Genomic DNA, 21,880 nt, shown 5'->3' on the forward strand with positions numbered 1-21,880 from the left:
CATGAGGCTCACGCACACGCGGGCGGTCTTCACCATGGTGGCGGTGACCCTGATGTGGTCCATCGCCGGCGTCGTCACGCGCCAGCTGGAGAACGCGCGCAGCTTCGAGATCACCTTCTGGCGCAGCTTCTTCACAGTGGTCTCGCTCTTGGTGATCCTGCCGTTCTTCCAGGGGCGCGAGGTGTTCGCCAGGATCCGCCGGGGCGGCGCCGCGCTGTGGCTGTCGGGCCTGTGCTGGAGCGTGATGTTCACCGCCTTCATGGTGGCGCTGACGCTGACCACCGTGGCCAACGTGCTGGTGACCATGGCGGTCGGCCCGTTCCTGACGGCCCTGATCGCCCGCGCCTTCATCGGCCACCGCATCCCCGCGCGCACCTGGGGCGCCATCGGGGTGGCCGGGGCCGGCATCGCCTACATGTACGGCGCCCAGCTGTCGGCCGGGCAGCTGGCGGGCACGCTGGTGGCCTTCGCCGTGCCGCTGGCCGGCGCGGTGAACTGGACCGTGACCCAGCGCTCGCATGCGCGCGGCGAGGACGTGGACCTGGTGCCCGCGGTGCTGATCGGCGCCGTGCTCTCGTCGCTGGCCACGCTGCCGCTGGCCTGGCCGTTCGAGGCGACCGGCCGGGACGTGGGCCTGCTGGCCCTGCTGGGCCTGGTGCAGCTGGCGATTCCCTGCTCGCTGGCGGTGGTGTGCGCCCGGGTGCTGAAGGCGCCGGAGATCTCGCTGCTGGCCCTGCTGGAGGTGATCTTCGGCATCCTGCTGGCCTGGGTGGGCGCGGGCGAGGCGCCCGGCCCCACGGTGCTGGCCGGCGGTACGCTGGTGATAGGCGCCCTGGTCGCCAACGAACTGCTGGCCTGGAAGCAGCGAGGAGCATGAGCATGAGCGAGGTGGTCACCGAGGTCCGCGGCGGCGTGGGCTTCATCACGCTGAACCGGCCCCAGGCGCTGAACGCGCTGTCGCTGGACATGGTGCGCGCGCTGACGGTCACGCTGCTGGCCTGGCGCGACGACGCCCAGGTGCAGGCGGTGGCCATCCGCGGCCAGGGCAAGGATCCGGCCAGCCCCGCCGGCAGTAGCGCCTTCGGTGCCTTCTGCGCCGGCGGCGACATCCGCTTCTTCCACCAGGCGGCCCTGGCGGGTGACCCCCGGCTGGAGGATTTCTTCACCGAGGAGTACAGCCTCAACTACCTGGTCCATGGCTATCCCAAGCCCTACATCGCTTTCCTGGACGGCATCTGCATGGGCGGCGGCATGGGCATCGCGGGGCACGGACAGACAGGCGCGCTACGCATCGTCACCGAGCGCAGCAAGCTGGCCATGCCCGAGACCCACATCGGCTTGTTCCCCGACGTCGGCGGCGGCTGGTTCCTGGCCCGCTGCCCGGGCCATCTCGGCGAGTACCTGGCGTTGACCGGGCAGGTGATGGGATCGGACGATGCCTTGGCCGCGGGCCTGGCCGATCTGCGGCTGGAAGCCCAGGCGCTGCCGGCCCTGTGGGACGACCTGGCGGCGCATGGCATGGCCGCGGTGACGCAGCTGCAGGCACGCGCCGCCGCGGGAACCCCCGCCGCCACGCAGTCGGAGCTGGTGGCGGCCAGGAGCCGGATCGATGCGGCGTTCGCCCTGCCGACGGTGCCCGCCATCATCGCCGCCCTGGAAGCCGACGCCTCGGCCTGGGCGGCGCAAACCGCAGCCGTGCTGCGCAGGCGCTCGCCCTTGATGCTGCACGTGGTGCTGGAGCAGGTGCGGCGCGCACGCCACCTGGGCCTGGCGGATGCCCTGCGCTTGGAGCGCGGCATGGTCAGGCACTGCTTCCACACGCGGCACCTGGGCCGCTCGGGCGCGGCCAGCGAAACCGTCGAAGGCATCCGCGCCCTGGCGGTGGACAAGGACCACGCGCCGCGGTGGACCCCGCCGCGCATCGAGGACGTCACGCCGGCGATGGTGGGCCCGTTCTTCGACAGCCCCTGGCCGGCGCAGGCGCATCCCTTGCGCTCGCTGGACTGAGAACTACCCGGGCGTCCGTGCCGCCCATCCGTGGCGCTGCCAGGCCCAGAGGGCGGTAGCGACGGCCAGGCAGAAGGCGGCCAGCACGTCCGCCGTCACCACCCGGGCGAGCGCTGCGTTGAGTCCGGGCTGCAGGGCCGCCAGCACCAGGAACGCGGCGACGCTGGCCCATCCGGCCATGAGCGCGAGCGGCACCAGCGAGGGTCGCCAGGCTGCGTACAAGAGCAGTGCACCGAGCAGACCGAACAGCACGGCACGGTGGCGCATCAGCAGGACCAGGTTGGGATCGTCGAGCGGTATGCCGTAGAGCAGCCGCAGGCGCTCAGGACCCAGAACGCCCGGCAGCGGGAGCAGGTGGATGATGCCGACCACGGCCAGCAGGCACGACACCACGAGAGAACCGGAAGGACGCATGGCCCGCAGTATGCCGCCCGTGCGGCACCCGGCCATGACCTCGGAGGTCATGCGCGGATCGTCCTGCCGCTAACGGTTGCGGCCCTTCATCGCCCGCTCGACCTCGCGCTTTCCTTCGCGCTCCTTGATGGTGTCGCGCTTGTCGTGCTCGGCCTTGCCCTTGGCCAGCGCGATCTCGCACTTCACCTTGCCGGCCTTCCAGTGCAGGTTGAGCGGCACCAGGGTGTAGCCCTTCTGTTCGACCTTGCCCACCAAGCGGCGGATTTCGTCCTTGTGCAGCAGCAGCTTCTTAGTGCGCACCGCGTCCGGGTTGACGTGGGTGGAGGCGGTCTTGAGCGGGTTGATCTGGCAGCCGATGAGGAACAGCTCGCCCTGCTTGACGACCACGTAGCCGTCGGTCAGCTGCACCTTGCCTTCGCGCAGGGCCTTGACTTCCCAGCCCTGCAGCACCATGCCCGCCTCGTACTTTTCCTCGAAAAAGTAATTGAAGGCGGCCTTCTTGTTGTCGGCAATGCGGCTTGCCGTGTCGGGGTTTTTGGCCATTGGCTGACAGGTGGAGCCGCGGGTGCGTCTCTACAATGCCGCCGCGGAAGCGCAATTCTCCATGAAAACCGTCCACAAGTCCGTGCTCATCTGGTACAGCGCCGAGGAGATGTTCGCGCTGGTGACCCACGTGGAGGACTATCCGAAGTTCCTGCCCTGGTGCGACCGTGCGGCCGTGCTCTCGCGCGACGCGCACGGCATGCAGGCCCAGGTCGGCATCTCCTTCGGCGGCATCCGCCAGACCTTCACCACCCGCAACGAGCATGTGCCGGGGCGGCAGGTGCACATGAAGCTGGTCGAAGGCCCGTTCTCGCAACTCCAGGGCCAATGGACCTTCACGCCCGTGGGCACGCCCGAGCAGCGCGCCTGCAAGGTCGAGCTCAAGCTCGATTACGGCTTCAAGAACGCGGCGCTGGCGGCCCTGGTCGGGCCGGTGTTCGACAAGATCGCGGGCAGCCTGGTCGACGCCTTCGTGAAGCGGGCCAAGCAGGTGTATGGCGAACCCGCCTGAGACGCTGACCGTGACGGTGGCCTACTCGCCCTCAGCCCGCGAGGTGGACGAACGCGTGGTCCGGCTGCCGGCCGGGGCCCGCGTGGCCGACGCCCTGGACGCCAGCGGGTTGCGCGTCGCGTACCCGCAGCTGGACCCGGCGCAGGCGGGCGTGGGCGTGTGGGGCCGCGCCGCGGCCTGGGACCAGCCCCTGCGCGAGCGCGACCGCGTCGAGATCTGGCGGCCGCTGCGCGTCGATCCCAAGGTGGCGCGGCGCGAGCGCTTCCGGCGCCAGGGTTCGCGCGCCGCCGGCCTGTTCGTCCAGAAGAAAGCCGGCCCGCGGGCCGGCTCCGGCTGACACACGGCGTCTTCAGGACGCCTTGCACTCGCTCGCGATCATCTCCTGCAGCCGCTTGACCTCGGCCGCGCGCTGGGCGTCGTCCAACACCTCGCGCTCGCCCTTGGCATTGGTGCGGGCGATGCGCATGCCGGAATCGAAGTCCGCCTTCGACTGCTTGGCCCGCGAGCAGTTGTCGGCGCGGGCCTTGGCCACCCGCTCTTCCTCGGCCTTGCGCTTCTCGGCTTCCGCGGCCTCGGCCTGCTTTTTCTTCTCTTCCAGTTCCTTGTCCTTGCCGCCGATCTTGAGCGTGCCGGTGGCCGTGCGCGTGGCGGCCGATGCGGGCACGGCGCTCGGCGCGGGCGCGGCGGTGGGCACCGGCTCGGCCGCGGCAGGCACCAGCGCGCGCCCACCCGGCTGCTTGAGGATGTTCTTGGCGGGGATCTCGGGCGGCGGCGACTGGTCGCTGAAGACCTTGCGGCCGTCCTTGTCGACCCATTGCCATTGCGCCAGGCCGATCGCGGGCGCGGCGCATGCCAGGCCCAGGAGAAGGGAGCGGAACAGATTCATCGGGGCAGTGTAGCTCTGCCTTTCAGCAGCAACCACTCCCGGCGGGGTTCCGCGTGGCCGCGCGTGACCTGCAAGTCACAGTCGCGCCGGCCGGCAGACCCCAGGGTTAACACCAGGGCGCCGTTACAATCCGGCTTTTGGAGCCAGACATGCGCCTTCTTGGCAAAGCGCTCACCTTCGACGACGTGTTGCTGGTGCCGGCGTACTCCCAGGTCCTGCCCAAGGACACCTCGCTCGCCACCCGCCTTTCCCGGAACATCCAGCTGAACCTGCCCCTGGTGTCCGCCGCCATGGACACCGTGACCGAGGCACGCCTGGCAATCGCCATCGCGCAGGAAGGCGGCATGGGCATCGTCCACAAGAACCTCAGCGCCCAGCAGCAGGCGGCCGAGGTGGCGCGGGTCAAGCGCTACGAGTCGGGCGTGCTGCGCGACCCGGTGATCATCACGCCCACGCACACGGTGCGCCAGGTGCTGGCGCTGTCCGAGCAGCTGGGCATTTCCGGCTTTCCGGTGGTGGACGGCGGCAAGGTGGTGGGCATCGTCACCGGCCGCGACCTGCGCTTCGAGACGCGCTACGAGGTGCCGGTCACCCAGATCATGACGCCGCGCGAGCGGCTCATCACCGTCCAGGACGGCACCACCCCGGCCGAGGCCAAGCAGCTGCTGAACAAGCACAAGCTGGAGCGCCTGCTGGTGGTGAACGACACCTTCGAGCTCAAGGGCCTGATCACGGTCAAGGACATCACCAAGCAGACCAGCTTCCCGAACGCCGCGCGCGATCCCTCGGGCCGGCTGCGCGTCGGCGCGGCGGTGGGCGTGGGCGAGGGCACGGAGGAGCGGGTCGAGGCCCTGGTCAAGGCGGGCGTGGACGCCATCGTGGTGGACACGGCGCACGGCCACAGCAAGGGCGTGCTCGACCGCGTGCGCTGGGTCAAGCAGAACTACCCCCAGGTGGACGTGATCGGCGGCAACATCGCCACCGGCGCCGCGGCGCGCGCCCTGGTGGAAGCCGGGGCCGACGCGGTCAAGGTGGGCATCGGCCCGGGGTCGATCTGCACCACGCGCATCGTGGCCGGGGTCGGCGTGCCGCAGATCATGGCCATCGACAACGTGGCCACGGCCCTGCAGGGCAGCGGCGTGCCGTTGATCGCCGACGGCGGCATCCGCTACTCGGGCGACATCGCCAAGGCGATCGCCGCCGGCGCCCATACGGTGATGATGGGCGGCATGTTCGCCGGCACCGAGGAGTCGCCCGGCGAGATCGTGCTCTACCAGGGCCGCAGCTACAAGAGCTACCGCGGCATGGGCTCGATCGGAGCGATGCAGCAGGGCAGCGCCGACCGCTACTTCCAGGAAGCGACCACCGGCAACCCGAACGCCGACAAGCTGGTGCCCGAGGGCATCGAGGGCCGCGTGCCGTACAAGGGTTCCCTGGTCTCCATCGTGTTCCAGATGGCCGGCGGCGTGCGGGCCAGCATGGGGTACTGCGGCTGCACCACCATCGAGGAGATGCGCAGCAAGGCCGAGTTCGTGGAGATCACGGCTGCGGGCATCCGTGAGAGCCACGTCCATGACGTGCAGATCACCAAGGAAGCGCCGAACTATCGAGCGGACTCGTAGTAAAGTAAGGAATCCTTCTTTCCGGAGTTCCTTATGTTGGCCAAGCTGACGTCCAAGAACCAAATCACCCTACCTAAGGCAGTGGTGACCCAAGTGCCTGCGGCCGAGTATTTCGAAGTGGAAGCGGTGGGTGACCGCATCGTGCTCACGCCCGTGCGGGTGAACAAGGCTGATGCGGTGCGCGCCAAGCTAGCCGAGATGAATCTGAGCGAGCAGGACGTCAGGGACGCTGTGGAGTGGGCACGCCGTGGCTGAAGGTCCGGCACGCGTCGTGCTGGACACCAATGTCGTTGTTTCCGCCCTTCTGTTCCAAAACGGTCCTCTGGCGCGCTTTCGACATATGTGGCATCGGAGAACCCTGGTGCCCCTCACCTCAGCAGCTACTACGAGCGAGCTGTTGCGGGTGCTGGCATATCCGAAGTTCCGGCTCAGCACGACAGATCGCGACGAATTCATTGCGGACTACCTGCCTTATACGGAAACCGTGCATCCACAGTCCACGCCGAACTCGTTGGCCCACCTGCCGGTGTGCCGCGACGCGAACGACACCATGTTTCTCGAATTGGCCCAGGCCGGTAGCGCGGACTTCCTGGTCACTGGCGACAAGGACCTGCTGGAGCTGAACGATCCGCTCCAACGCCATATGCGCTTCCTGATCGTGACGCCGGCTGAGGCACTGCGTCATTGGGAGAACTGACATGCAACACGACAAGATCCTCATCCTCGATTTCGGCTCCCAGGTCACGCAGCTGATCGCCCGGCGCGTGCGCGAGGCGCACGTGTACTCCGAGGTCCATCCCTGCGACGTGACCGACGACTGGGTGCGCCGCCACGCCGCCGACGGCACGCTCAAGGGCGTGATCCTGTCCGGCAGCCATGCCAGCGTGTACGAGGAAACCACCGACAAGGCGCCGCAGGCGGTGTTCGAGCTGGGCGTCCCGGTGCTGGGCATCTGCTACGGCATGCAGACCATGGCGCACCAGCTGGGCGGCAAGGTCGAGGGCGGGCACAAGCGCGAGTTCGGCTTCGCGGCCGTGCGCGCCCGCGGCCACACGGCGCTGCTGCGGGACATCGCCGACTACACCACGCCCGAGGGGCACGGCATGCTCAACGTCTGGATGAGCCATGGCGACAAGGTGGTCGAGATGCCGCCCGGCTTCAAGCTGATGGCGTCCACCGACAGCTGCCCTATCGCCGGCATGGCCGACGAGGCGCGCAGGTTCTACGCCATCCAGTTCCATGCCGAGGTCACGCACACCGTGCAGGGCCGCGCCATCCTCGAGCGCTTCGTGCGGGACATCTGCCAAGCGCGGCCCGACTGGGTGATGCGCGACCACATCGCCGAGGCGGTGGAGGCCATCCGCCGGCAGGTGGGCGACGAGGAGGTGATCCTGGGCCTGTCTGGCGGCGTCGATTCCTCGGTCGCCGCGGCGCTGATCCACCGCGCCATCGGCGACCAGCTGACCTGCGTGTTCGTGGACCATGGCCTGCTGCGCCTGGACGAGGGCGACATGGTGATGGACATGTTCGCCGGGCGCCTGCACGCCAAGGTGGTGCGCGTGGACGCCAGCGAACGCTTCCTGGGCAAGCTGGCCGGCGTGAGCGACCCGGAGGCCAAGCGCAAGATCATCGGCCGCGAGTTCGTCGAGGTGTTCAAGGCCGAGGCCGCCAGGATCAAGGAGACGCACTCGCGCCACGTGGCCTGGCTGGCGCAGGGCACCATCTACCCGGACGTGATCGAGTCCGGCGGCGCCAAGAGCAAGAAGGCCGTGACCATCAAGAGCCACCACAACGTGGGCGGCCTGCCCGAGCAGCTGGGTCTGAAGCTGCTGGAGCCGCTGCGCGACCTGTTCAAGGACGAGGTGCGCGAGCTGGGCGTGGCGCTCGGGCTGCCGGCCGAGATGGTGTACCGCCATCCCTTCCCGGGGCCCGGCCTGGGCGTGCGCATCCTGGGCGAGGTGAAGAAGGAGTACGCCGACCTGCTGCGGCGCGCCGATGCCATCTTCATCGAGGAGCTGCGCGAGGCGCGCGACGCGTCCACCGGCAAGAGCTGGTACGACCTGACCAGCCAGGCCTTCACCGTGTTCCTGCCGGTCAAGAGCGTGGGCGTGATGGGCGACGGCCGCACCTACGACTACGTGGTGGCGCTGCGGGCGGTGCAGACCAGCGACTTCATGACGGCCGACTGGGCGGAGCTGCCCTATGCCCTGCTCAAGCGCGTGTCGGGCCGCATCATCAACGAGGTGCGCGGCATCAACCGGGTGACCTACGACGTCTCCAGCAAGCCGCCGGCGACCATCGAGTGGGAGTGAGCCGAAGGCGGGTCAGCGGCCGGCGGCGCGGGCCGCCATCGCCTCGTCGAAGGCCTGTGCCAGCGCGAAGGCCGACAGCGGCGCCGAGCCCTCGGCCTTGTTGCTGATGGTCACGTAGACCTTCTGCCCGGCGGCCGCCGTGCCGGCCATCACCCGCGCCAGCGCGGCCCGGGTGTCCGGGTCGGCATCGCGCAGCCGATCGAACGGCGCGTACACGCGCTCGGCCTCTTCGTAGCCGTAGGCGCCGTGCCGGCGGTGGTAGTTCCAGCGGCACACCAGCGGCCCGGGCCAGAGTGCCCGCAGCAGCGGCAGTTGCGCTTCCAGCGGCGGCAGCTTGGCATGCACGCCCAGGCAGTAGGTGGCGCCATGGCGGCGCAGCAGCGCCGCGAATTCGGGCGTAAGCAGGGCGGCGTCGCGCACCTCCACGGCGATGATGCCGTCCGGGGCCTGCGGACGCAGCGAGGGCAGGGCGCCGAGCATCGCGTCCAGCCGGGCATGCAGCCGCGGCAGGTCGACCAGCCAGCGCGCGGGCAGCGGGCTGAGCTGGAACACCAGGGCGCCGCAGTGCTCGCCCAGGCCTTCCAGCGCCGGCTGGACGAAGCCCTGCACGGCCAGCTCGGGATCGAGGAAGTGCGGATTGGAGGCGGTGCCACGGCCGTCTTCGCCGCGCACGGTCGCGTCGGTGACCAGGCTGGGCGCCTTGGCCACGAAGCGGAAATGCGGCGGCACCTGGGCCGCGTAGCGCGCGTAATCCGCCACCGCCAGCGGCTGGTAGAAGTTGCGGTCGATGCTGACGGTGCGCAGCAGCGGATGCCGCGCATAGGCCTCCAGGCCGCGTTTGGCCAGCACGCTGGCGTCGTATGCGCCGTCCCACACGAAACCGGCCCAGCCCGGGTAGCTCCAGGACGAGCTGCCGATGCGCACGTGCGCCGGCAGTCGGGCGGCCAGGGCCGGCAGCTCGTCCGGCACGGACGCGGCCACCACCCCCGCGGCGGGCTTGCGCGCGCGGGCTGTGGGCTTGGCCGCGGGCCGCGCCGCGGCGGGAAGGTCCGCCTCGGCGAGCTCGGGAAACAACGAGTCCTGCATGCACTACCATTGTTCTTCAAGCCCGAACGGCCTGCAAGCATTGCGCATGCTGGCCCTGGCGCTCTGAATGTAATAGCAGCTTCGGCTTGTGCCAGGCGCTGCGCTACGATCCGTGCCCATGTACCTGCCGCGCCACTTCGAATCCGAGGACGCCGCCCTCGCCCGAGAGCTGATGCGCGCGCATCCCTTCGCCAGCCTGATCTCCACCGACGACGATGGCCTGCCTTTCGTCACCCACCTGCCGCTTCACTTGGAGGAGCAGCCGGCCGCCGAAGGCGACACCGGTCTGGCGCTGCTGGGGCACTGCGCCCGGCCCAATCCGCACTGGCGCTACCTGCACCAGCGCCCCCGGGCGCTGGTGACCTTCCTGGGGCCGCACGCCTACCTGTCGCCGCGCGTCTACCCGGACCGGCAGCGCGTGCCGAGCTGGAACTACCTGGCGGTGCACTGCACGGTGCAGGCCTCGCTGGTCGAGGAGCCCGAGGCCAAGGACCGGCTGCTCAAACAGTTGATCGGCGACCATGAACCGGCCTATGCGGCCCAATGGCGCGGGCTTGGCGAGGATTTCCAGCACAAGCTGCTGGCCGGCATCGTGGGCTTCGAGCTGCGCATCACGGCGCTGCAGTGCAAGGTCAAGCTGAACCAGCACCGGCCGGAGGCGCACGAGGCCATGAAGGCCGGCTATGCCCAGGGCAGCGAGGACGAGCGCGCGCTGGCCCGCTGGATGGATCGTTTGCAAACGAGGAGGTGAGACATGCGCATGGTATTTGGCGTGCTGGGGCTGCTGCTGGTGGTGGCCATCGTGGGTGTGCTGGCGAAAAAGCAACTGACTTCCGTGGCCGGGACCTCCGGGGCGCCAGGGGCGGTGTCGGCCAGCGGATCGGCCCCGGCCGCGCCGGCGCAGCAGGTCCAGCAATTCCAGCAGGCGGTGCAGGGCGCCATGCAGCAGGCCCGGCCGATGCCGGACGACAAATGACACGCCAGTGACGGCCGCCGCGGACGACCTGCACTTCATGGGCCTGGCGCTGGACCAGGCGCGGCAGGCCCAGGCCGCCGGCGAGGTTCCGGTGGGCGCGGTGATCGTGCGGGACGGGCAGGTGATCGCCACCGGACGCAATGCGCCCGTGACCGCGCATGATCCGACCGCGCACGCCGAGATCGCCGCCCTGCGCGCCGCGGCGGCGGCCCTGGGCAACTACCGGCTGGACGGCTGCGACCTGTACGTGACGCTGGAACCCTGCGCCATGTGCAGCGGCGCCATGCTGCACGCGCGCCTGCGGCGGGTGGTGTTCGGCGCGCCCGACCCCAAGACCGGCGCGGCCGGCTCGGTGCTGGACCTGTTCGCCGAACGCCGGCTGAACCATCACACCCAGGTGCAGGGCGGCGTGCGGGCCGGGGACTGCGGCCGGCTGCTGTCCGATTTCTTCCAGCAGCGACGCACGCAGGCCCGTGTGGCGCAGCAGCCTTTGCGCGAGGACGCGCTGCGCACGCCCGAAGAACGTTTCGCCGGCCTGCCCGACTACCCCTGGGCGCCCAACTACCTGAGCGACCTGCCGGCCCTGGCCGGGCTGCGCCTGCACTACCTGGACGAAGGCCCGCGCGCCGGCGCGTCGGTCTGGCTGTGCCTGCATGGCAACCCGGCCTGGAGCTACCTGTACCGCAGGATGATCCCGGTGTTCCTGGCCGCCGGCCACCGCGTGGTGGCGCCGGACCTGGTGGGTTTCGGCAAGAGCGACAAGCCCAAGAAGGAGGGCGCCCACAGCTTCGGCTGGCATCGCCGGGTGCTGCTGGAATTCGTGGATCGCCTCGACCTGCGGGAGGTGGTGCTGGTGGTGCAGGACTGGGGCGGGCTGCTGGGCCTGACCCTGCCCATGGCCGCGCCGCAGCGTTACCGCGGCCTGCTGGTGATGAACACCCTGCTGGCCACCGGCGATGCGCCGCTGAGCCCCGGTTTCCTGGCCTGGCGGCAGATGTGCGCCCACAACCCCGAGTTCGACATCGGCCGCCTGCTCGCCCGCGGCAACCCGCAGCTGCGGCCGGAAGAATGCGCCGCGTACAACGCCCCGTTTCCCGACCGAGGCTATCGCGCGGCGCTGCGCGCCTTTCCGCCCATGGTGCCGGAGTTCCCGGAATCCGACGGCGCCGCGCTGTCCCGCCAGGCGCGCGAGTTCTGGTCGCGGCAATGGTCGGGCAAAAGCCTGATGGCCATAGGCGCGCAGGATCCCGTGCTGGGCCCACCCGTGATGCAGGCCTTGCACCCGCTCATCCGAGGCTGCCCGGAACCCATCGTGGTCGACCAGGCCGGCCATTTCGTGCAGGAGCACGGACAGGGCATCGCCGAGCAGGCGGTGCGGCATTTCAGCTGACCCACACAGGACCCTCTTTCCTTGAGCCACATCTACATCTTCTCGCCCTCCAGCGCCGTGCGCGACAAGCCGGCCGTGCGCCGCGGCATCGCGCGCCTGCGCGCCCTGGGCCACGAGGTCGAACTGGACGAGGCGGCGCTGACCGCCCGCATGCGCTTCGCCGGCGACGACGAGACCCGCCTGGGGGCCATCCATCGGGCCGCGGCCAGCGGCGCGGACATCGCGATGATCACGCGCGGCGGTTACGGCCTCACCCGGCTGCTGCCGGCCATCCGCTACAAGGAGGTGGCCCGGGCCGTCGAGCGTGGCCTGAAGTTCGTCGGCCTGAGCGACTTCACGGCGTTCCAGAACGCCATGCTGGCCCGCGCAGGCGCCGTCACCTGGTCGGGGCCGGCGCTGGGCGAGGACTTCGGTACCGAGGCCGAGCCGGACGAGATCATGCAGGCCTGCTTCGAGGACCTGGCGAGCGGGCAGGGCGAGGGCACGGGCTGGCGCCTGTCACGCGCCGAGCGCCAGGAGGGCCTGCTGGAGCTGCGCGGCCAGCTCTGGGGCGGCAACCTGGCCATCCTGGCCGCGCTGGCCGGCACGCCGTATCTGCCCGAAGCCAAGGGCGGCATCCTGTTCATCGAGGATGTGCACGAGCATCCGTACCGCGTCGAACGCATGCTCACCCAGTTGCTGTACGCCGGCGTGCTGGCGAGGCAGAAGGCCATCGTGTTCGGCCAGTTCACCAATTACCGCCTGATGCCCCACGACAAGGGGTTCAAGCTGCAGACGGTGGTCGAGTGGCTGCGCCGGCAGGTCAAGGCCCCGGTGCTGACCGGGCTGCCCTTCGGCCATGTGCCTACCAAGGTGTTGCTGCCGGTGGGCGCGCCCGTGCAGCTGACGGTGGAAGGCGCCGATGCCTTCCTGCTCTGGGGACACCGCCACTGACAGGCGGCAGGCCCGGGTTCAGTTGACCAGCGGGCTGGGACGGGAATGCAGGCTGCTGGGCAGCAGGCCCTGGAACATGCGCGAGACCGATTGCAGCTTCTCGCGGGCGTGGGCTTCGCCCTCCATGGCGGCCAGCACGGCCATCAGGTCGCCGCGCAGGTACCACAGGCCCTGCACATCACCGGCATAGCGGATGCGACGGGTCACATGGGGATAGCTGTTGCGGCCCTGGTCGCCCAGCAGGCCCAGCATGGCTTCCCGGATGTCCTCCATGCTGCTTTCCATGGCCGATTGCGAGGGCATGACGGAATGCCCCAACAAGCCATAGATGCTCCCTCGCAAACTGGGTTTGAGCCAACGCATATATCTTTTTTTGTCCCTGTGGACGGTCGAATCGGCAGATAGGTGACAAGTTATGCGGACTGTTGCCAAAGCGCAAGTTAATTTCGTGAAGGAGTTGACTAAAAACCATCAGATAAATCAACACCTTGGTAACGAAACGTCAAGTCGAACCGAGATTTAGGCCCTTTGTAATACCTGAGCAAATGCAGGTGTTTGACAGCAAGCGGGATCCGCCGTCTTTGGCAGCTGGAAATACCCTCCTTAATTATTTGACATAACGCACATCGTATTCAATTGAAAATACGGCGGATGGGCTCACCAGCGCCCGCGTGGCTGCTGCTGGCGGATATGGGCAGCGATCAGCTCTGCCGCGTCCCGGCGGTTGGCCCGGTTGGCGAAATCGATGGCGGTCAGGCCCAGCTGGTTTCTCATGTTCACGTCGGCACCGGCTTCCAGCAGCAGCTTGACGGCCGCCGGCGTGCCGTAGTGCGCCGCCATCATCAGCGGCGTCGTGCCGTTGGGCGACTCGGCGTCGATGAAGGCATGGTGCTCCAGCAGCAGGTCCATGACCTCCAGGTGCCCGTGGGTCGCCGCGTAATGCAGCGGCGCCCAGCCGGGCTTGCTCACATGGGCACCCTTGGCGATGAGCTGGCGCACCAGCCCGGTGTGACCCTTGAGTGCCGCCATCATCAGCGGGCTCTCGTCCTGCTTATTGCGCGCGTTCAGGTCGGTCTTGGGCCAGTCGATCAGCGCCTGCGCGACCTTGGGCGACGGCTCGCGCAGCGCCAGGTACAGCCCGTGCAAGCCGTCCGGACTGGGCGTATTGGGGTCGAAGCCACGGCGCAGCAGGTCGACCACGGCCGTCGCATCATCGCGCTTGATGGCGATGAAAAAGTCTTCGTACGAACCCGCGTTTACAGCAGAAAAAGCAAGTACGACAACAAGATAAAGAAGATTCTTCAGGTAATGTCTCATGCATTCACTCCGGCGAACAGGCGCTCGAAATTGGCGCTGGTGTGGGCCGCGACCGCCTCCACGGGCAGTCCGCGCAGTTCGGCGATCTGGCGCGCCACATAAGGCACATAGGAGGGGTTGTTGGTCTTGCCGCGGAACGGCACCGGCGCCAGGTAGGGGCTGTCGGTCTCGATCAGCAGCCGGTCCAGCGGCACGAAAGCCGCCACCTCGCGCAGGTCGGCCGCGCTCTTGAAGGTCAGGATGCCAGAGAAGGACACGTAGTAGCCGATGTCCAGCGCCGCCCGCGCCACCTCGGCGGTTTCGGTGAAGCAGTGGAACACGCCGCCGGCCGAGCCCGCAGAGCCATCCTCGCCCTCCTCTTTCAGGATGGCCAGGGTGTCGGCCGAAGCGGAGCGGGTATGGATGACCAGTGGCTTGCCGACCTGGCGCGCGGCGCGGATGTGGGTGCGAAAACGCTGCCGCTGCCACTCCAGGTCGGCCACCGTGCGGCCGCCCTTGCGCTCGACCATCTGGTAGTAGTCCAGCCCGGTCTCGCCGATGGCCACCACCCGCGGCCGGACGGACAGCGTCACCAGGTCCTGCAGCGAGGGCTCCTGCACGCCTTCGTTGTCCGGGTGCACGCCCACGGTGGACCAGAAGTTGTCGTACCGCAGGGCCAGGGCGTGGACGGCGTCGAACTCCTCCAGCGTGGTGCAGATGCACAGCGCGCGGTCGACCTGGGCCTGCGCCATGGCGTCACGGATGGCCGGCAGCTGGGAGGCCAGTTCAGGAAAGCTCAGGTGGCAATGGGAATCGACGAACATGGGTCTTCAACGCGGGAAAAAGCCGCGACCCGCCCCGGACCGGAGCGGCAGCCACGAAGACCGTGGCAGCTCAGATCGTCTGGGTGGGCCGCTCGGAAGCCAGGTGGCCGCCGAGGATTTCCTCGATTTTGGCCTTGAGCAGGCGGGACTTGTCGTCCGAGGGGAATCGGATGCCCACCCCCTGGGTGCGGTTGGCCGCCGCGCGCGGCGGCGTCACCCAGGATACCTTGCCCGCCACCGGGTAGCGCTGCGGGTCGTCGGGCAGCGTCAGCAGCACGTAGACGTCGTCGCCGAGCTTGTAGTCGCGCGTGGTGGGGATGAACACGCCGCCGTCGGTGAACAGCGGGATGTAGGCCGCGTACAAGGCTGCCTTTTCCTTGATCGCCAGCTGGATGACGCTGGGACGCGGCGCGGTCGGGGACGGGGTGCTCATCGGTGGGTTCAAGTGCCGCAGTGTAGGGCCGAGCGCGCGCGGCCCACAAGCGATTCCAGCATCAGGCCGGCGTTGAACGGGTGATCGGCCGTGCGGGCGTTGCGGGAAAGCTCACGCGCCCATTCGCCCAGCGCCGCCATCGACGGCGCTGGCGGCAGCTCCTGGGCCGCGAAGAACCGCGGCGCGGCGCCCGCCCCTGTGGCCAGCATGTCGTGGCAGAGCTTTTGCAGGGCCTGGACCGCCTCGGCCGGCGCCCAGTCGGCCAGCACCGACACGTCGCCGCGCGCCACCGCCTTGGGCAAAGCGGTCCACTGGCGGGCATCACGCCCGGCCTGCGACCAGCGCAGCGCGTCCTCCGGACGGTCGCCGGCCGCGCGAAGCAGCACCGGCGCATCGGCCGCCGGCACGCCCTCGGCCTGCAACCAGGCCAACGCCTCGTCCGGCCCGGGCCAGCGCATGGTGTGGACCAGGCAGCGGCTGCGGATGGTGGGCAGCAGCTGGTGCGCCGCCTCCGACGCCAGGATGAAGCGCACGTCGCCCGGCGGCTCCTCCAGCGTCTTGAGCAGGGCATTGGCCGTCACGTGGTTCATGCGCTCGGCCGGGTAGACCAGCACCACCTTGCCGCGGCCGCGGCCGCTGGTGCGCTGGGCGAACTCGACCGCCTCGCGCATGGCCTCGACCCGGATCTCGCGGCCGGGCTTGCGCTTCTTGTCGTCCAGCTCCTGCTGCGCCTTCTCGGACAGGGGCCAGCCCAGCTCCAGCATCGCCACCTCGGGCATCAGCATGCACAGGTCGGCATGGGTGCGCACCTGGACGGCGTGGCAGCTGGCGCACTGGCCGCAGGCGCCCTGCTCGCCTGGCTGGTCGCACAGCCAGGCCAGGGCCAGGTCCAGCGCCAGGGTGTACTGGCCCAGGCCCGAAGGGCCCTGCAGCAGCCGGGCGTGGCCGCGCTGCGCCAGCAGGCTGCGCAGCTGGGCCGCCAACCAGGGCGGCGTCACAGCACCCCCCGGGCCACCAAGGCCTGCTCCAGCTGCGCCCACACGGACTCCCGCGGCCGGTCCGCGTCGATGCGCACGAAGCGCGCGGCGTCCTCGCGCGCCCGGCGGTCGTAGCCGGCCGCCACCCGGCGGAAGAACTCGGCCGGCTGGGACTCGAACCTGTCCGGCATCCGCGTGCCCGACAGCCGCCGCGCCGCCACCTCGGCCGGCAGTTCGAACAGCACGGTGAGGTCGGGCTGGCGCAGCGCCGCCATGGACGTGGCCTGCACCCAGCGCTCCAGCTGCTGCAGCACGGCCCAGTCGAATCCGCGGCCGCCGCCCTGGTAGGCGAAGGTCGCATCGGTGAAGCGGTCGCACAGCACCACCTCGCCGCGCGCCAGGGCCGGCTCGATCACCTGCAGCAGGTGGTCGCGCCGGGCCGCGAACATCAGCAGCGCCTCGGTCAGCGGGTCCATGGGGTCGTTGAGCGCCAGTGTCCGAAGCTTTTCCGCCAGCGCGGTGCCGCCCGGCTCGCGCGTGCGCGTCACCGCCCATCCCCGCGCCTGCAGCGCCGCCGCCAGCGCGTCCAGGTGGGTGGACTTGCCGGCACCGTCGATGCCTTCGAAGCTGATGAACAGGCCGGATGCCGTCATGACCCCTGCGGCATCACTGGCCGCGCTGGTACTTGTTCACGGCGCGGTTGTGCTGGTCCAGCGTCTCGCTGAACTGGCTGCTGCCGTCGCCGCGGGCCACGAAGTACAAGGCCTTGCTGTCGGCCGGCCGCAGGGCCGCCAGCAGCGACGCCCCGCCCGGCATGGCGATGGGCGTGGGCGGCAGGCCGTTGCGGGTGTAGGTGTTCCAGGGCGTGTCGGCCTGCAGGTCGGCCTTGCGCAGGTTGCCGTTGAAGCTCTCGCCCAGGCCGTAGATGACGGTGGGGTCGGTTTGCAGCGGCATGCCGATGCGCAGGCGGTTGTTGAAGACCGCGGAGACCAGCGGCCGGTCGGCGCCGCGGCCGGTCTCCTTCTCCACGATGCTGGCCAGGATCAGCGCCTCGTACGGCGTCTTGGCGGCCGACTGCGGTGCCCGCTGCTTCCAGGCGCCGGTGAGCTGGCGCTCCATGGCCCGCAGGGCCCGCCGCAGCACGCCCAGGTCGCTGGAGCCCTTGCTGTAGGCGTAGGTGTCGGGGAAGAACTGGCCTTCCGGATGCACCCCGGGCAGGCCGATCAGCTTCATGACCTCTTCGTCGCTCAGGCCCTGGGTGTCGGGCTTGAGTTCCTCCGCCTTGGCCAGAGCGGCACGGAACTGCCTGAAGGTCCAACCCTCCACCAGGGTGACGACCCGCTGGGCCTCCTCGCCACGGGCCAGCTTGGACAGCAGCTGCCGCGGCGTCAGCCCGGCAGGCAGCTCGTAGTTGCCGGCCTTGATCTGGCGCGCCTGGCCCGACAGGCGGAACCAGGCATACAGCAGGTCGGGATGCACCTGAACCCCCGCATCGGCCACGGCCTGGGCCACGCCGCGCGGCAGCGTGCCCGGCTGGATCGACAGCTCCACCAGAGGTGCCGCCATGGGCATGGGCTTTTGCACCCACCAGAAGGCGGCGCCCGCGGCGCCCAGGGCCAGCAACACCGCCAGCAAGAAAACTCTCGACAAGAAACGAAGCACGAGGACGCCGCCCCTTCGGGCCGGATGGATGTGGTGAGGGGATGATAATTCAGCGGTGAGCAAGCACCTGGAAGGCATCGCCCCCCTGCCCCACCTGGGCATCATCCGCGTCGAGGGCGAGGACGCGGCTTCTTTCCTGCACGGGCAGCTGACGCAGGACTTCGCCCTGCTGGGCCCGGGCGAGGCGCGCCTGGCGGCTTTTTGCAACGCCAAGGGCCGGATGCTGGCCAGCTTCGTCGGCTTCAAGCAGGGCGCGACCACCGTGCTGCTGGTCACGCCCCGCGAGGTGCTGGCGCCGGCGCTCAAGCGCCTGTCCATGTTCGTGCTGCGGGCTAAGGCGAAGCTGACCGATGCCACGGCCCACTTCATGCTGCAGGGCCTGGCCGGCAGCGCCGTCGCGCAGGTCGCCGGGCAGCCGGTGGCCGCGCCGTGGCGCCGGGTGGCTCTGGGCGGCGCCGATCTGGTCACCCTGCCGCCTGCGGACGGCCAGCCCAGGGCCTTGTGGATCGCCCCGTCCGGCACGCCGGTGCCGGCCGGCGCGCCTCTGGAAACGAGCCACTGGCAATGGGGCGAGGTGCGCAGCGCGGTCGCCTGGATCACGGCGCCGGTGGTCGAGGCATTCGTGCCGCAGATGCTCAACTACGAATCGGTGGGCGGCGTCAGCTTCAAGAAGGGCTGCTACCCGGGCCAGGAAGTGGTGGCGCGCAGCCAGTTCCGCGGCACGCTCAAGCGCCGCGCCTGGCTGGCGCACGCGCAGGCGGAACTCGCGGCCGGCCAGGAGGTGTTCCATCCCGCCGACGCTTCGCAGCCCTGCGGCCTGGTGGTCCAGGCCGCGGCCGCGCCCGGCGGCGGCTGGGACGCGATCGTCTCCCTCCAGACCGCGGCCGCCGATGGCTCGGCGCTGACGGTCGGCGCCGCTGCGGGCCCGGCGCTGGTCCTGCAGCCCCTGCCCTATCCGCTGCTCGAGGACATCTGAGGCGCTACGGGCGCGGCGGCAAAGGGACCGCCATCTCCACGTGCGGGATGCCCGCCTCCTCGAACGGTTCGCCGCGCGCCACGAACCCCAGTCCGCGGTAGAAGCTCTCGGCGCTGCGCTGCGCATGCAGCATGACCTCGGTGTCGCCGCGCGCCGCGGCAGCCTGCAGCAGCGCCGCCATCACCTGCCGGCCGACCCCGCCGCCGCGCAGCACCGGGTGCACCGCCACGCGGCCGATCTGGGCCAACCCGCGGCGCGGCTGCAGCAGGCGGCCGGTGCCGACGGCCTGGCCGAGCCGGTTGTAGGCCACGGCATGCAGCGCGCCGGCATCGGCGGCATCCCATTCCAGCTCGGCCGGGATGCGCTGCTCCTCGACGAAGACCCGGGTGCGGATGCGCGATGCATCGGCGCCCAGCGTGTCCCAGCTGCCGGTGCGCACCTGCAGCATGGGCTCGCCGGCCTCGTGGCCGGTGAGCACCTCGCGCAGCGCGGGGGGCACGGGCCGCGAGGTCTGGCTGGCCGGGTCGGCGAACACGTAAACCAGCTCGGCGGTGACCAGCAGGTCCTCGCCACGGAAGATGGCGCCATCGAACGCCATGGACGAGTTGCCGATGCGGCCGCAGCGCAGCGCGACCTGGAGCCGGTCGTCCATGCGGGCCGAGGCGTCGTACTGCACCGTGGCCTTCTTCAAGTACAGGTCGCCGCCCAGCTGGTGCATCGCCTCCTCGTACGGCAGCGCCAGCGCCCGCCAGTAGTCGGCCACCGCCGTGTCGAAGTACATCAGGTAGTGCGCGTTGAAGACGATCTTTTGCATGTCCACCTCGGCCCAGCGCACGCGCAGGTGGTGGAAGAAGCGGAAGCTGTCGCGGGTGGTCGTGGTCATGGTGTGCTCGGACGAAGGGCCTCGGCCAGGGCGCGCGCCGCATCGGCATGGGCCTGCCGCGCCTCGGCCAGGGCCCGGCCCATCTTGATGAACTCGTGGGTGACGCCGCGGTAGATCTCCAGGGCCACCGGCACGCCGGCGGTCCGCAGCCTGTCGGCGTACAGCAGGCCTTCGTCCACCAGGGGGTCGCATTCGGCCAGGCCGAACCAGGCCGGCGCCACGCCTTCGACGTCGGGCGCATCGAGCGGCGCGAAACGCCAGTCCCCGCGGTCGGCCGGGTCGATGTAGTGGCCGAAGAAGTAGTCGATCAGGGCCCGGTCCAGCACCAGCCCCTGGCCGAAGCGCCGGTGCGAGGCCGTGTCCTGCCGCGCCGCGCAGCCGGGGTAGAACAGCAGCTGCAGGCGCAGCGGTAGGCCTGCATCGCGGGCCAGCAGCGCGCAAACGGCCGCCAGCGTGCCGCCCGCGCTGTCGCCGCCCACGGCCAGGCGGCGGCCGTCCAGCCGCAGTTCGCCGGCTTGGGCGGCCAGCCACTGCAAGGCATCCCAGGCGTCGTGCACCGCGGTGGGAAAGCGATGCTCTGGCGCCAAGCGGTAGTCCAGCGACACCACGGCGCAGCCGCTCAGGCGGCACAGCTCGCGGCACAGCGTGTCGTGCGAATCCACGCTTCCGATGGTGAAGCCGCCGCCGTGGAAGTACAGCAGCACCGGCAGGCCGGCCGCATCGCCGGCGTAGAGCCGCGCCCGCAGCCGCTGGCCGTCGCGCGCGGGGATGCCCAGGTCCTCCACCCGCGGCAGTGCGGCGCGCGGCACCTCCAGCACGCCGGCGGCGGCTTCGTACGCGGCGCGCGCCTGCTGCGGCGCCAAGGTGTGCAGCGGCGGATGGCCGGCCCGCGCCATGCGGTCGAGCACGGAGCGCATGGCGGGGGTCAGGGAGAGCTGCTGCGGCAAGGCGGGTGGCGTAAAGTGCGAGCCGATCGATCCTACCGCGCGGCACCATGGCCTTCATCTACTACGTCACCCAGATCCAGTTCGACTTCGGCGCCGTCGCGCTGCTCAAGGCCGAATGCCAGCGCGTGGGGATCACCCGCCCGCTGGTGGTCACCGACGCGGGCGTGCGCGCGGCCGGCGTGCTGCAGAAAGCGCTGGATGCGCTGACCGGCCTGCCGGTCGCCGTGTTCGACCAGACACCGTCCAATCCGACCGAGGCGGCGGTGCATGCGGCCGCGCAGCTCTACCGCGACCAGCGCTGCGACGGCCTGGTGGCGGTGGGCGGCGGCTCGGCCATCGACTGTGCCAAGGGCGTGGCCATCGCTGCCACGCACGAGGGCCCGCTCACCCGCTACGCCACCATCGAAGGCGGGTCGCCGCGCATCACCGACCGGGTCGCGCCGCTGATTGCCGTGCCCACCACCAGCGGCACCGGCAGCGAAGTGGCGCGCGGCGCCATCATCATCGTCCAGGATGGCCGCAAGCTCGGCTTCCATTCCTGGCACCTGGTGCCCAAGGCTGCCATCTGCGACCCGGAGCTGACGCTGGGCCTGCCGCCGCGCCTGACGGCCGCCACCGGCATGGACGCCATCGCGCACTGCATGGAAACCTTCATGTCGGCGGCGGTCAACCCGCCGGCCGACGGCATCGCGCTGGACGGGCTGGAGCGCGGCTGGGCCCATATCGAGCGCGCCACGCGCGACGGCAGCGACCGGGAGGCGCGCTTCCAGCTGATGAGCGCCTCCATGCAGGGCGCGATGGCGTTCCAAAAGGGACTGGGCTGCGTGCATTCGCTCAGCCACAGCCTGGGCGGCGCCGACCCGCGGCTGCACCACGGCACGCTCAATGCCCTGTTCCTGCCGGCAGTGGTCCGGTTCAACGCGCAAGCCGAGCCCGTGCGCAAGGAACGCCGGCTGGAGCGCATGGCCCACGCCATGGGACTGGCCTCGGCCGGCGACGTGCCGGAGGCGATCCGCGACATGAACGCGCGCCTGGGTTTGCCCCAGGGCCTGGCCGAGATCGGCGTGCAGCGTTCGCTGTTCCCCAAGGTGATCGAGGGGGCCTTGGCCGATCACTGTCACAAGACCAACCCGCGCCTGGCTTCCGCCCAGGATTACGAGGCCATGCTGGCAGCCTCCCTCTGAGCAAGGCGCGGCAGCTCG

Annotated in this window: 27 protein-coding genes; 14 read left to right on the forward strand and 13 right to left on the reverse strand. The window is 70.1% G+C overall.

All coding sequences use genetic code 11. The features are described 5' to 3' along the window. Position 1 precedes the first annotated feature (1 nt). Positions 2-877, forward strand: coding sequence for a DMT family transporter (locus RTA_RS10075; RefSeq protein ID WP_041675321.1), 876 nt, complete (start codon positions 2-4; stop codon positions 875-877). Between the two features lie 2 nt (positions 878-879). After that, positions 880-2,007, forward strand: a complete 1,128-nt coding sequence (locus RTA_RS10080) for an enoyl-CoA hydratase/isomerase family protein (protein ID WP_013901288.1) — start codon at positions 880-882, stop codon at positions 2,005-2,007. Positions 2,008-2,010: 3 nt separating this feature from the next. Here the strand turns inward: RTA_RS10080 and RTA_RS10085 are convergent, their stop codons facing one another. Together RTA_RS10085 and smpB are read right to left on the reverse strand one after the other, a co-directional pair. Then, positions 2,011-2,472: a hypothetical protein gene (locus RTA_RS10085; RefSeq protein WP_013901289.1), complete on the reverse strand. Its 462-nt coding sequence runs from the start codon at positions 2,470-2,472 to the stop codon at positions 2,011-2,013. 18 nt (positions 2,473-2,490) lie between these two features. Continuing rightward, a complete protein-coding gene (smpB, locus tag RTA_RS10090) occupies positions 2,491-2,964 on the reverse strand; it encodes an SsrA-binding protein SmpB (RefSeq protein ID WP_013901290.1) in 474 nt (157 codons plus the stop codon). Between the two features lie 61 nt (positions 2,965-3,025). Between smpB and RTA_RS10095 the strand changes: the two genes are divergently transcribed. Further along, positions 3,026-3,475 carry a type II toxin-antitoxin system RatA family toxin gene (locus tag RTA_RS10095; protein ID WP_041676312.1) on the forward strand — a complete coding sequence of 150 codons (450 nt, stop codon included), beginning with the start codon at positions 3,026-3,028 and terminating at the stop codon, positions 3,473-3,475. After that, on the forward strand, positions 3,459-3,812 hold the full coding sequence (locus RTA_RS10100; protein WP_013901292.1) for an RnfH family protein: 354 nt from the start codon (positions 3,459-3,461) through the stop codon (positions 3,810-3,812). The genes RTA_RS10095 and RTA_RS10100 overlap by 17 nt, the downstream gene beginning before the upstream one ends. 12 nt (positions 3,813-3,824) lie before the next feature. Here RTA_RS10100 and RTA_RS10105 read toward each other — a convergent pair whose 3' ends face one another. Next, positions 3,825-4,361 carry a DUF4124 domain-containing protein gene (locus RTA_RS10105; protein WP_041675323.1) on the reverse strand — a complete coding sequence of 179 codons (537 nt, stop codon included), beginning with the start codon at positions 4,359-4,361 and terminating at the stop codon, positions 3,825-3,827. A 149-nt stretch (positions 4,362-4,510) separates the two neighbouring features. Here RTA_RS10105 and guaB point away from each other — a divergent pair, with 149 nt between their 5' ends. The 4 genes from guaB to guaA are packed head-to-tail and all read left to right on the forward strand — an operon-like array spanning position 4,511 to position 8,295. Further along, a complete protein-coding gene (guaB, locus tag RTA_RS10110) occupies positions 4,511-5,983 on the forward strand; it encodes an IMP dehydrogenase (protein WP_013901294.1) in 1,473 nt (490 codons plus the stop codon). Positions 5,984-6,016: 33 nt separating this feature from the next. Then, positions 6,017-6,238: an AbrB/MazE/SpoVT family DNA-binding domain-containing protein gene (locus RTA_RS10115; protein ID WP_013901295.1), complete on the forward strand. Its 222-nt coding sequence runs from the start codon at positions 6,017-6,019 to the stop codon at positions 6,236-6,238. Then, positions 6,231-6,680, forward strand: a complete 450-nt coding sequence (locus tag RTA_RS10120; protein ID WP_013901296.1) for a putative toxin-antitoxin system toxin component, PIN family — start codon at positions 6,231-6,233, stop codon at positions 6,678-6,680. The genes RTA_RS10115 and RTA_RS10120 overlap by 8 nt, the downstream gene beginning before the upstream one ends. A gap of 1 nt (position 6,681) precedes the next feature. Further along, positions 6,682-8,295 (forward strand): glutamine-hydrolyzing GMP synthase, encoded by a 1,614-nt coding sequence (gene guaA, locus RTA_RS10125; protein WP_013901297.1) that lies wholly within the window; start codon positions 6,682-6,684, stop codon positions 8,293-8,295. A 12-nt stretch (positions 8,296-8,307) separates the two neighbouring features. Here guaA and RTA_RS10130 read toward each other — a convergent pair whose 3' ends face one another. Next, positions 8,308-9,381, reverse strand: a complete 1,074-nt coding sequence (locus RTA_RS10130; protein WP_013901298.1) for a DUF72 domain-containing protein — start codon at positions 9,379-9,381, stop codon at positions 8,308-8,310. 118 nt (positions 9,382-9,499) lie between these two features. Between RTA_RS10130 and RTA_RS10135 the strand changes: the two genes are divergently transcribed. The 4 genes from RTA_RS10135 to RTA_RS10150 are packed head-to-tail and all read left to right on the forward strand — an operon-like array spanning position 9,500 to position 12,680. Continuing rightward, positions 9,500-10,132 (forward strand): FMN-binding negative transcriptional regulator, encoded by a 633-nt coding sequence (locus RTA_RS10135; protein ID WP_013901299.1) that lies wholly within the window; start codon positions 9,500-9,502, stop codon positions 10,130-10,132. Between the two features lie 3 nt (positions 10,133-10,135). Then, entirely contained in the window at positions 10,136-10,357 is a 222-nt protein-coding gene (locus tag RTA_RS10140) for a hypothetical protein (protein WP_013901300.1), read from the forward strand. 7 nt (positions 10,358-10,364) lie between these two features. Beyond that, positions 10,365-11,747 (forward strand): tRNA adenosine(34) deaminase TadA, encoded by a 1,383-nt coding sequence (tadA, locus tag RTA_RS10145; RefSeq protein ID WP_081466254.1) that lies wholly within the window; start codon positions 10,365-10,367, stop codon positions 11,745-11,747. 21 nt (positions 11,748-11,768) lie between these two features. Further along, positions 11,769-12,680: an LD-carboxypeptidase gene (locus RTA_RS10150; RefSeq protein WP_013901302.1), complete on the forward strand. Its 912-nt coding sequence runs from the start codon at positions 11,769-11,771 to the stop codon at positions 12,678-12,680. 18 nt (positions 12,681-12,698) lie between these two features. Here the strand turns inward: RTA_RS10150 and RTA_RS10155 are convergent, their stop codons facing one another. The 7 genes from RTA_RS10155 to mltG all read right to left on the reverse strand — a co-directional run bounded on the left by RTA_RS10155 (position 12,699) and on the right by mltG (position 17,872). Next, positions 12,699-12,983, reverse strand: a complete 285-nt coding sequence (locus RTA_RS10155) for a hypothetical protein (RefSeq protein WP_143762947.1) — start codon at positions 12,981-12,983, stop codon at positions 12,699-12,701. Positions 12,984-13,337: 354 nt separating this feature from the next. Continuing rightward, positions 13,338-13,997, reverse strand: a complete 660-nt coding sequence (locus RTA_RS10160; protein WP_013901304.1) for an ankyrin repeat domain-containing protein — start codon at positions 13,995-13,997, stop codon at positions 13,338-13,340. Beyond that, positions 13,994-14,800 carry a TatD family hydrolase gene (locus RTA_RS10165; RefSeq protein ID WP_013901305.1) on the reverse strand — a complete coding sequence of 269 codons (807 nt, stop codon included), beginning with the start codon at positions 14,798-14,800 and terminating at the stop codon, positions 13,994-13,996. The genes RTA_RS10160 and RTA_RS10165 overlap by 4 nt, the downstream gene beginning before the upstream one ends. A gap of 70 nt (positions 14,801-14,870) precedes the next feature. Further along, the gene (locus tag RTA_RS10170) at positions 14,871-15,233 is read right to left on the reverse strand and encodes a PilZ domain-containing protein (protein ID WP_041675327.1); all 363 of its coding nucleotides are present in this window, start codon (positions 15,231-15,233) and stop codon (positions 14,871-14,873) included. An 8-nt stretch (positions 15,234-15,241) separates the two neighbouring features. After that, on the reverse strand, positions 15,242-16,231 hold the full coding sequence (locus RTA_RS10175; protein ID WP_013901307.1) for a DNA polymerase III subunit delta': 990 nt from the start codon (positions 16,229-16,231) through the stop codon (positions 15,242-15,244). Then, a complete protein-coding gene (tmk, locus tag RTA_RS10180) occupies positions 16,228-16,863 on the reverse strand; it encodes a dTMP kinase (protein WP_013901308.1) in 636 nt (211 codons plus the stop codon). The genes RTA_RS10175 and tmk overlap by 4 nt, the downstream gene beginning before the upstream one ends. A gap of 13 nt (positions 16,864-16,876) precedes the next feature. Beyond that, a complete protein-coding gene (gene mltG / locus RTA_RS10185) occupies positions 16,877-17,872 on the reverse strand; it encodes an endolytic transglycosylase MltG (protein WP_013901309.1) in 996 nt (331 codons plus the stop codon). 55 nt (positions 17,873-17,927) lie between these two features. Between mltG and ygfZ the strand changes: the two genes are divergently transcribed. Beyond that, on the forward strand, positions 17,928-18,848 hold the full coding sequence (ygfZ, locus tag RTA_RS10190) for a CAF17-like 4Fe-4S cluster assembly/insertion protein YgfZ (RefSeq protein ID WP_013901310.1): 921 nt from the start codon (positions 17,928-17,930) through the stop codon (positions 18,846-18,848). A 4-nt stretch (positions 18,849-18,852) separates the two neighbouring features. Here the strand turns inward: ygfZ and RTA_RS10195 are convergent, their stop codons facing one another. Next, entirely contained in the window at positions 18,853-19,731 is an 879-nt protein-coding gene (locus tag RTA_RS10195) for a YbgC/FadM family acyl-CoA thioesterase (RefSeq protein WP_013901311.1), read from the reverse strand. Then, positions 19,728-20,648 (reverse strand): alpha/beta hydrolase, encoded by a 921-nt coding sequence (locus RTA_RS10200; RefSeq protein ID WP_049871373.1) that lies wholly within the window; start codon positions 20,646-20,648, stop codon positions 19,728-19,730. The genes RTA_RS10195 and RTA_RS10200 overlap by 4 nt, the downstream gene beginning before the upstream one ends. Positions 20,649-20,725: 77 nt before the next feature. On the opposite strand from RTA_RS10200, the gene gbd reads away from it, so the two are divergent. After that, on the forward strand, positions 20,726-21,862 hold the full coding sequence (gene gbd / locus RTA_RS10205) for a 4-hydroxybutyrate dehydrogenase (RefSeq protein ID WP_013901313.1): 1,137 nt from the start codon (positions 20,726-20,728) through the stop codon (positions 21,860-21,862). The last annotated feature ends 18 nt before the right edge of the window (positions 21,863-21,880 follow it).

The organism is Ramlibacter tataouinensis TTB310, from assembly GCF_000215705.1.
Taxonomy (GTDB): domain Bacteria; phylum Pseudomonadota; class Gammaproteobacteria; order Burkholderiales; family Burkholderiaceae_C; genus Ramlibacter; species Ramlibacter tataouinensis.

Excerpts from the sequence above, each read along its gene's own strand:
- guaB (WP_013901294.1), top strand. The coding sequence starts at position 4,511 with ATGCGCCTTCTTGGCAAAGCGCTCACCTTCGACGACGTGTTGCTGGTG.
- RTA_RS10115 (WP_013901295.1), top strand. The coding sequence starts at position 6,017 with ATGTTGGCCAAGCTGACGTCCAAGAACCAAATCACCCTACCTAAGGCA.
- RTA_RS10130 (WP_013901298.1), bottom strand. The coding sequence starts at position 9,381 with ATGCAGGACTCGTTGTTTCCCGAGCTCGCCGAGGCGGACCTTCCCGCC.
- RTA_RS10140 (WP_013901300.1), top strand. The coding sequence starts at position 10,136 with ATGCGCATGGTATTTGGCGTGCTGGGGCTGCTGCTGGTGGTGGCCATC.
- RTA_RS10095 (WP_041676312.1), top strand. The coding sequence starts at position 3,026 with ATGAAAACCGTCCACAAGTCCGTGCTCATCTGGTACAGCGCCGAGGAG.
- RTA_RS10165 (WP_013901305.1), bottom strand. The coding sequence starts at position 14,800 with ATGTTCGTCGATTCCCATTGCCACCTGAGCTTTCCTGAACTGGCCTCC.
- RTA_RS10155 (WP_143762947.1), bottom strand. The coding sequence starts at position 12,983 with ATGCCCTCGCAATCGGCCATGGAAAGCAGCATGGAGGACATCCGGGAA.
- RTA_RS10105 (WP_041675323.1), bottom strand. The coding sequence starts at position 4,361 with ATGAATCTGTTCCGCTCCCTTCTCCTGGGCCTGGCATGCGCCGCGCCC.
- RTA_RS10100 (WP_013901292.1), top strand. The coding sequence starts at position 3,459 with ATGGCGAACCCGCCTGAGACGCTGACCGTGACGGTGGCCTACTCGCCC.
- guaA (WP_013901297.1), top strand. The coding sequence starts at position 6,682 with ATGCAACACGACAAGATCCTCATCCTCGATTTCGGCTCCCAGGTCACG.
- smpB (WP_013901290.1), bottom strand. The coding sequence starts at position 2,964 with ATGGCCAAAAACCCCGACACGGCAAGCCGCATTGCCGACAACAAGAAG.
- RTA_RS10085 (WP_013901289.1), bottom strand. The coding sequence starts at position 2,472 with ATGACCTCCGAGGTCATGGCCGGGTGCCGCACGGGCGGCATACTGCGG.
- RTA_RS10160 (WP_013901304.1), bottom strand. The coding sequence starts at position 13,997 with ATGAGACATTACCTGAAGAATCTTCTTTATCTTGTTGTCGTACTTGCT.
- RTA_RS10170 (WP_041675327.1), bottom strand. The coding sequence starts at position 15,233 with ATGAGCACCCCGTCCCCGACCGCGCCGCGTCCCAGCGTCATCCAGCTG.
- RTA_RS10195 (WP_013901311.1), bottom strand. The coding sequence starts at position 19,731 with ATGACCACGACCACCCGCGACAGCTTCCGCTTCTTCCACCACCTGCGC.
- RTA_RS10135 (WP_013901299.1), top strand. The coding sequence starts at position 9,500 with ATGTACCTGCCGCGCCACTTCGAATCCGAGGACGCCGCCCTCGCCCGA.
- gbd (WP_013901313.1), top strand. The coding sequence starts at position 20,726 with ATGGCCTTCATCTACTACGTCACCCAGATCCAGTTCGACTTCGGCGCC.
- RTA_RS10200 (WP_049871373.1), bottom strand. The coding sequence starts at position 20,648 with ATGCGCTCCGTGCTCGACCGCATGGCGCGGGCCGGCCATCCGCCGCTG.
- tmk (WP_013901308.1), bottom strand. The coding sequence starts at position 16,863 with ATGACGGCATCCGGCCTGTTCATCAGCTTCGAAGGCATCGACGGTGCC.
- RTA_RS10080 (WP_013901288.1), top strand. The coding sequence starts at position 880 with ATGAGCGAGGTGGTCACCGAGGTCCGCGGCGGCGTGGGCTTCATCACG.
- RTA_RS10075 (WP_041675321.1), top strand. The coding sequence starts at position 2 with ATGAGGCTCACGCACACGCGGGCGGTCTTCACCATGGTGGCGGTGACC.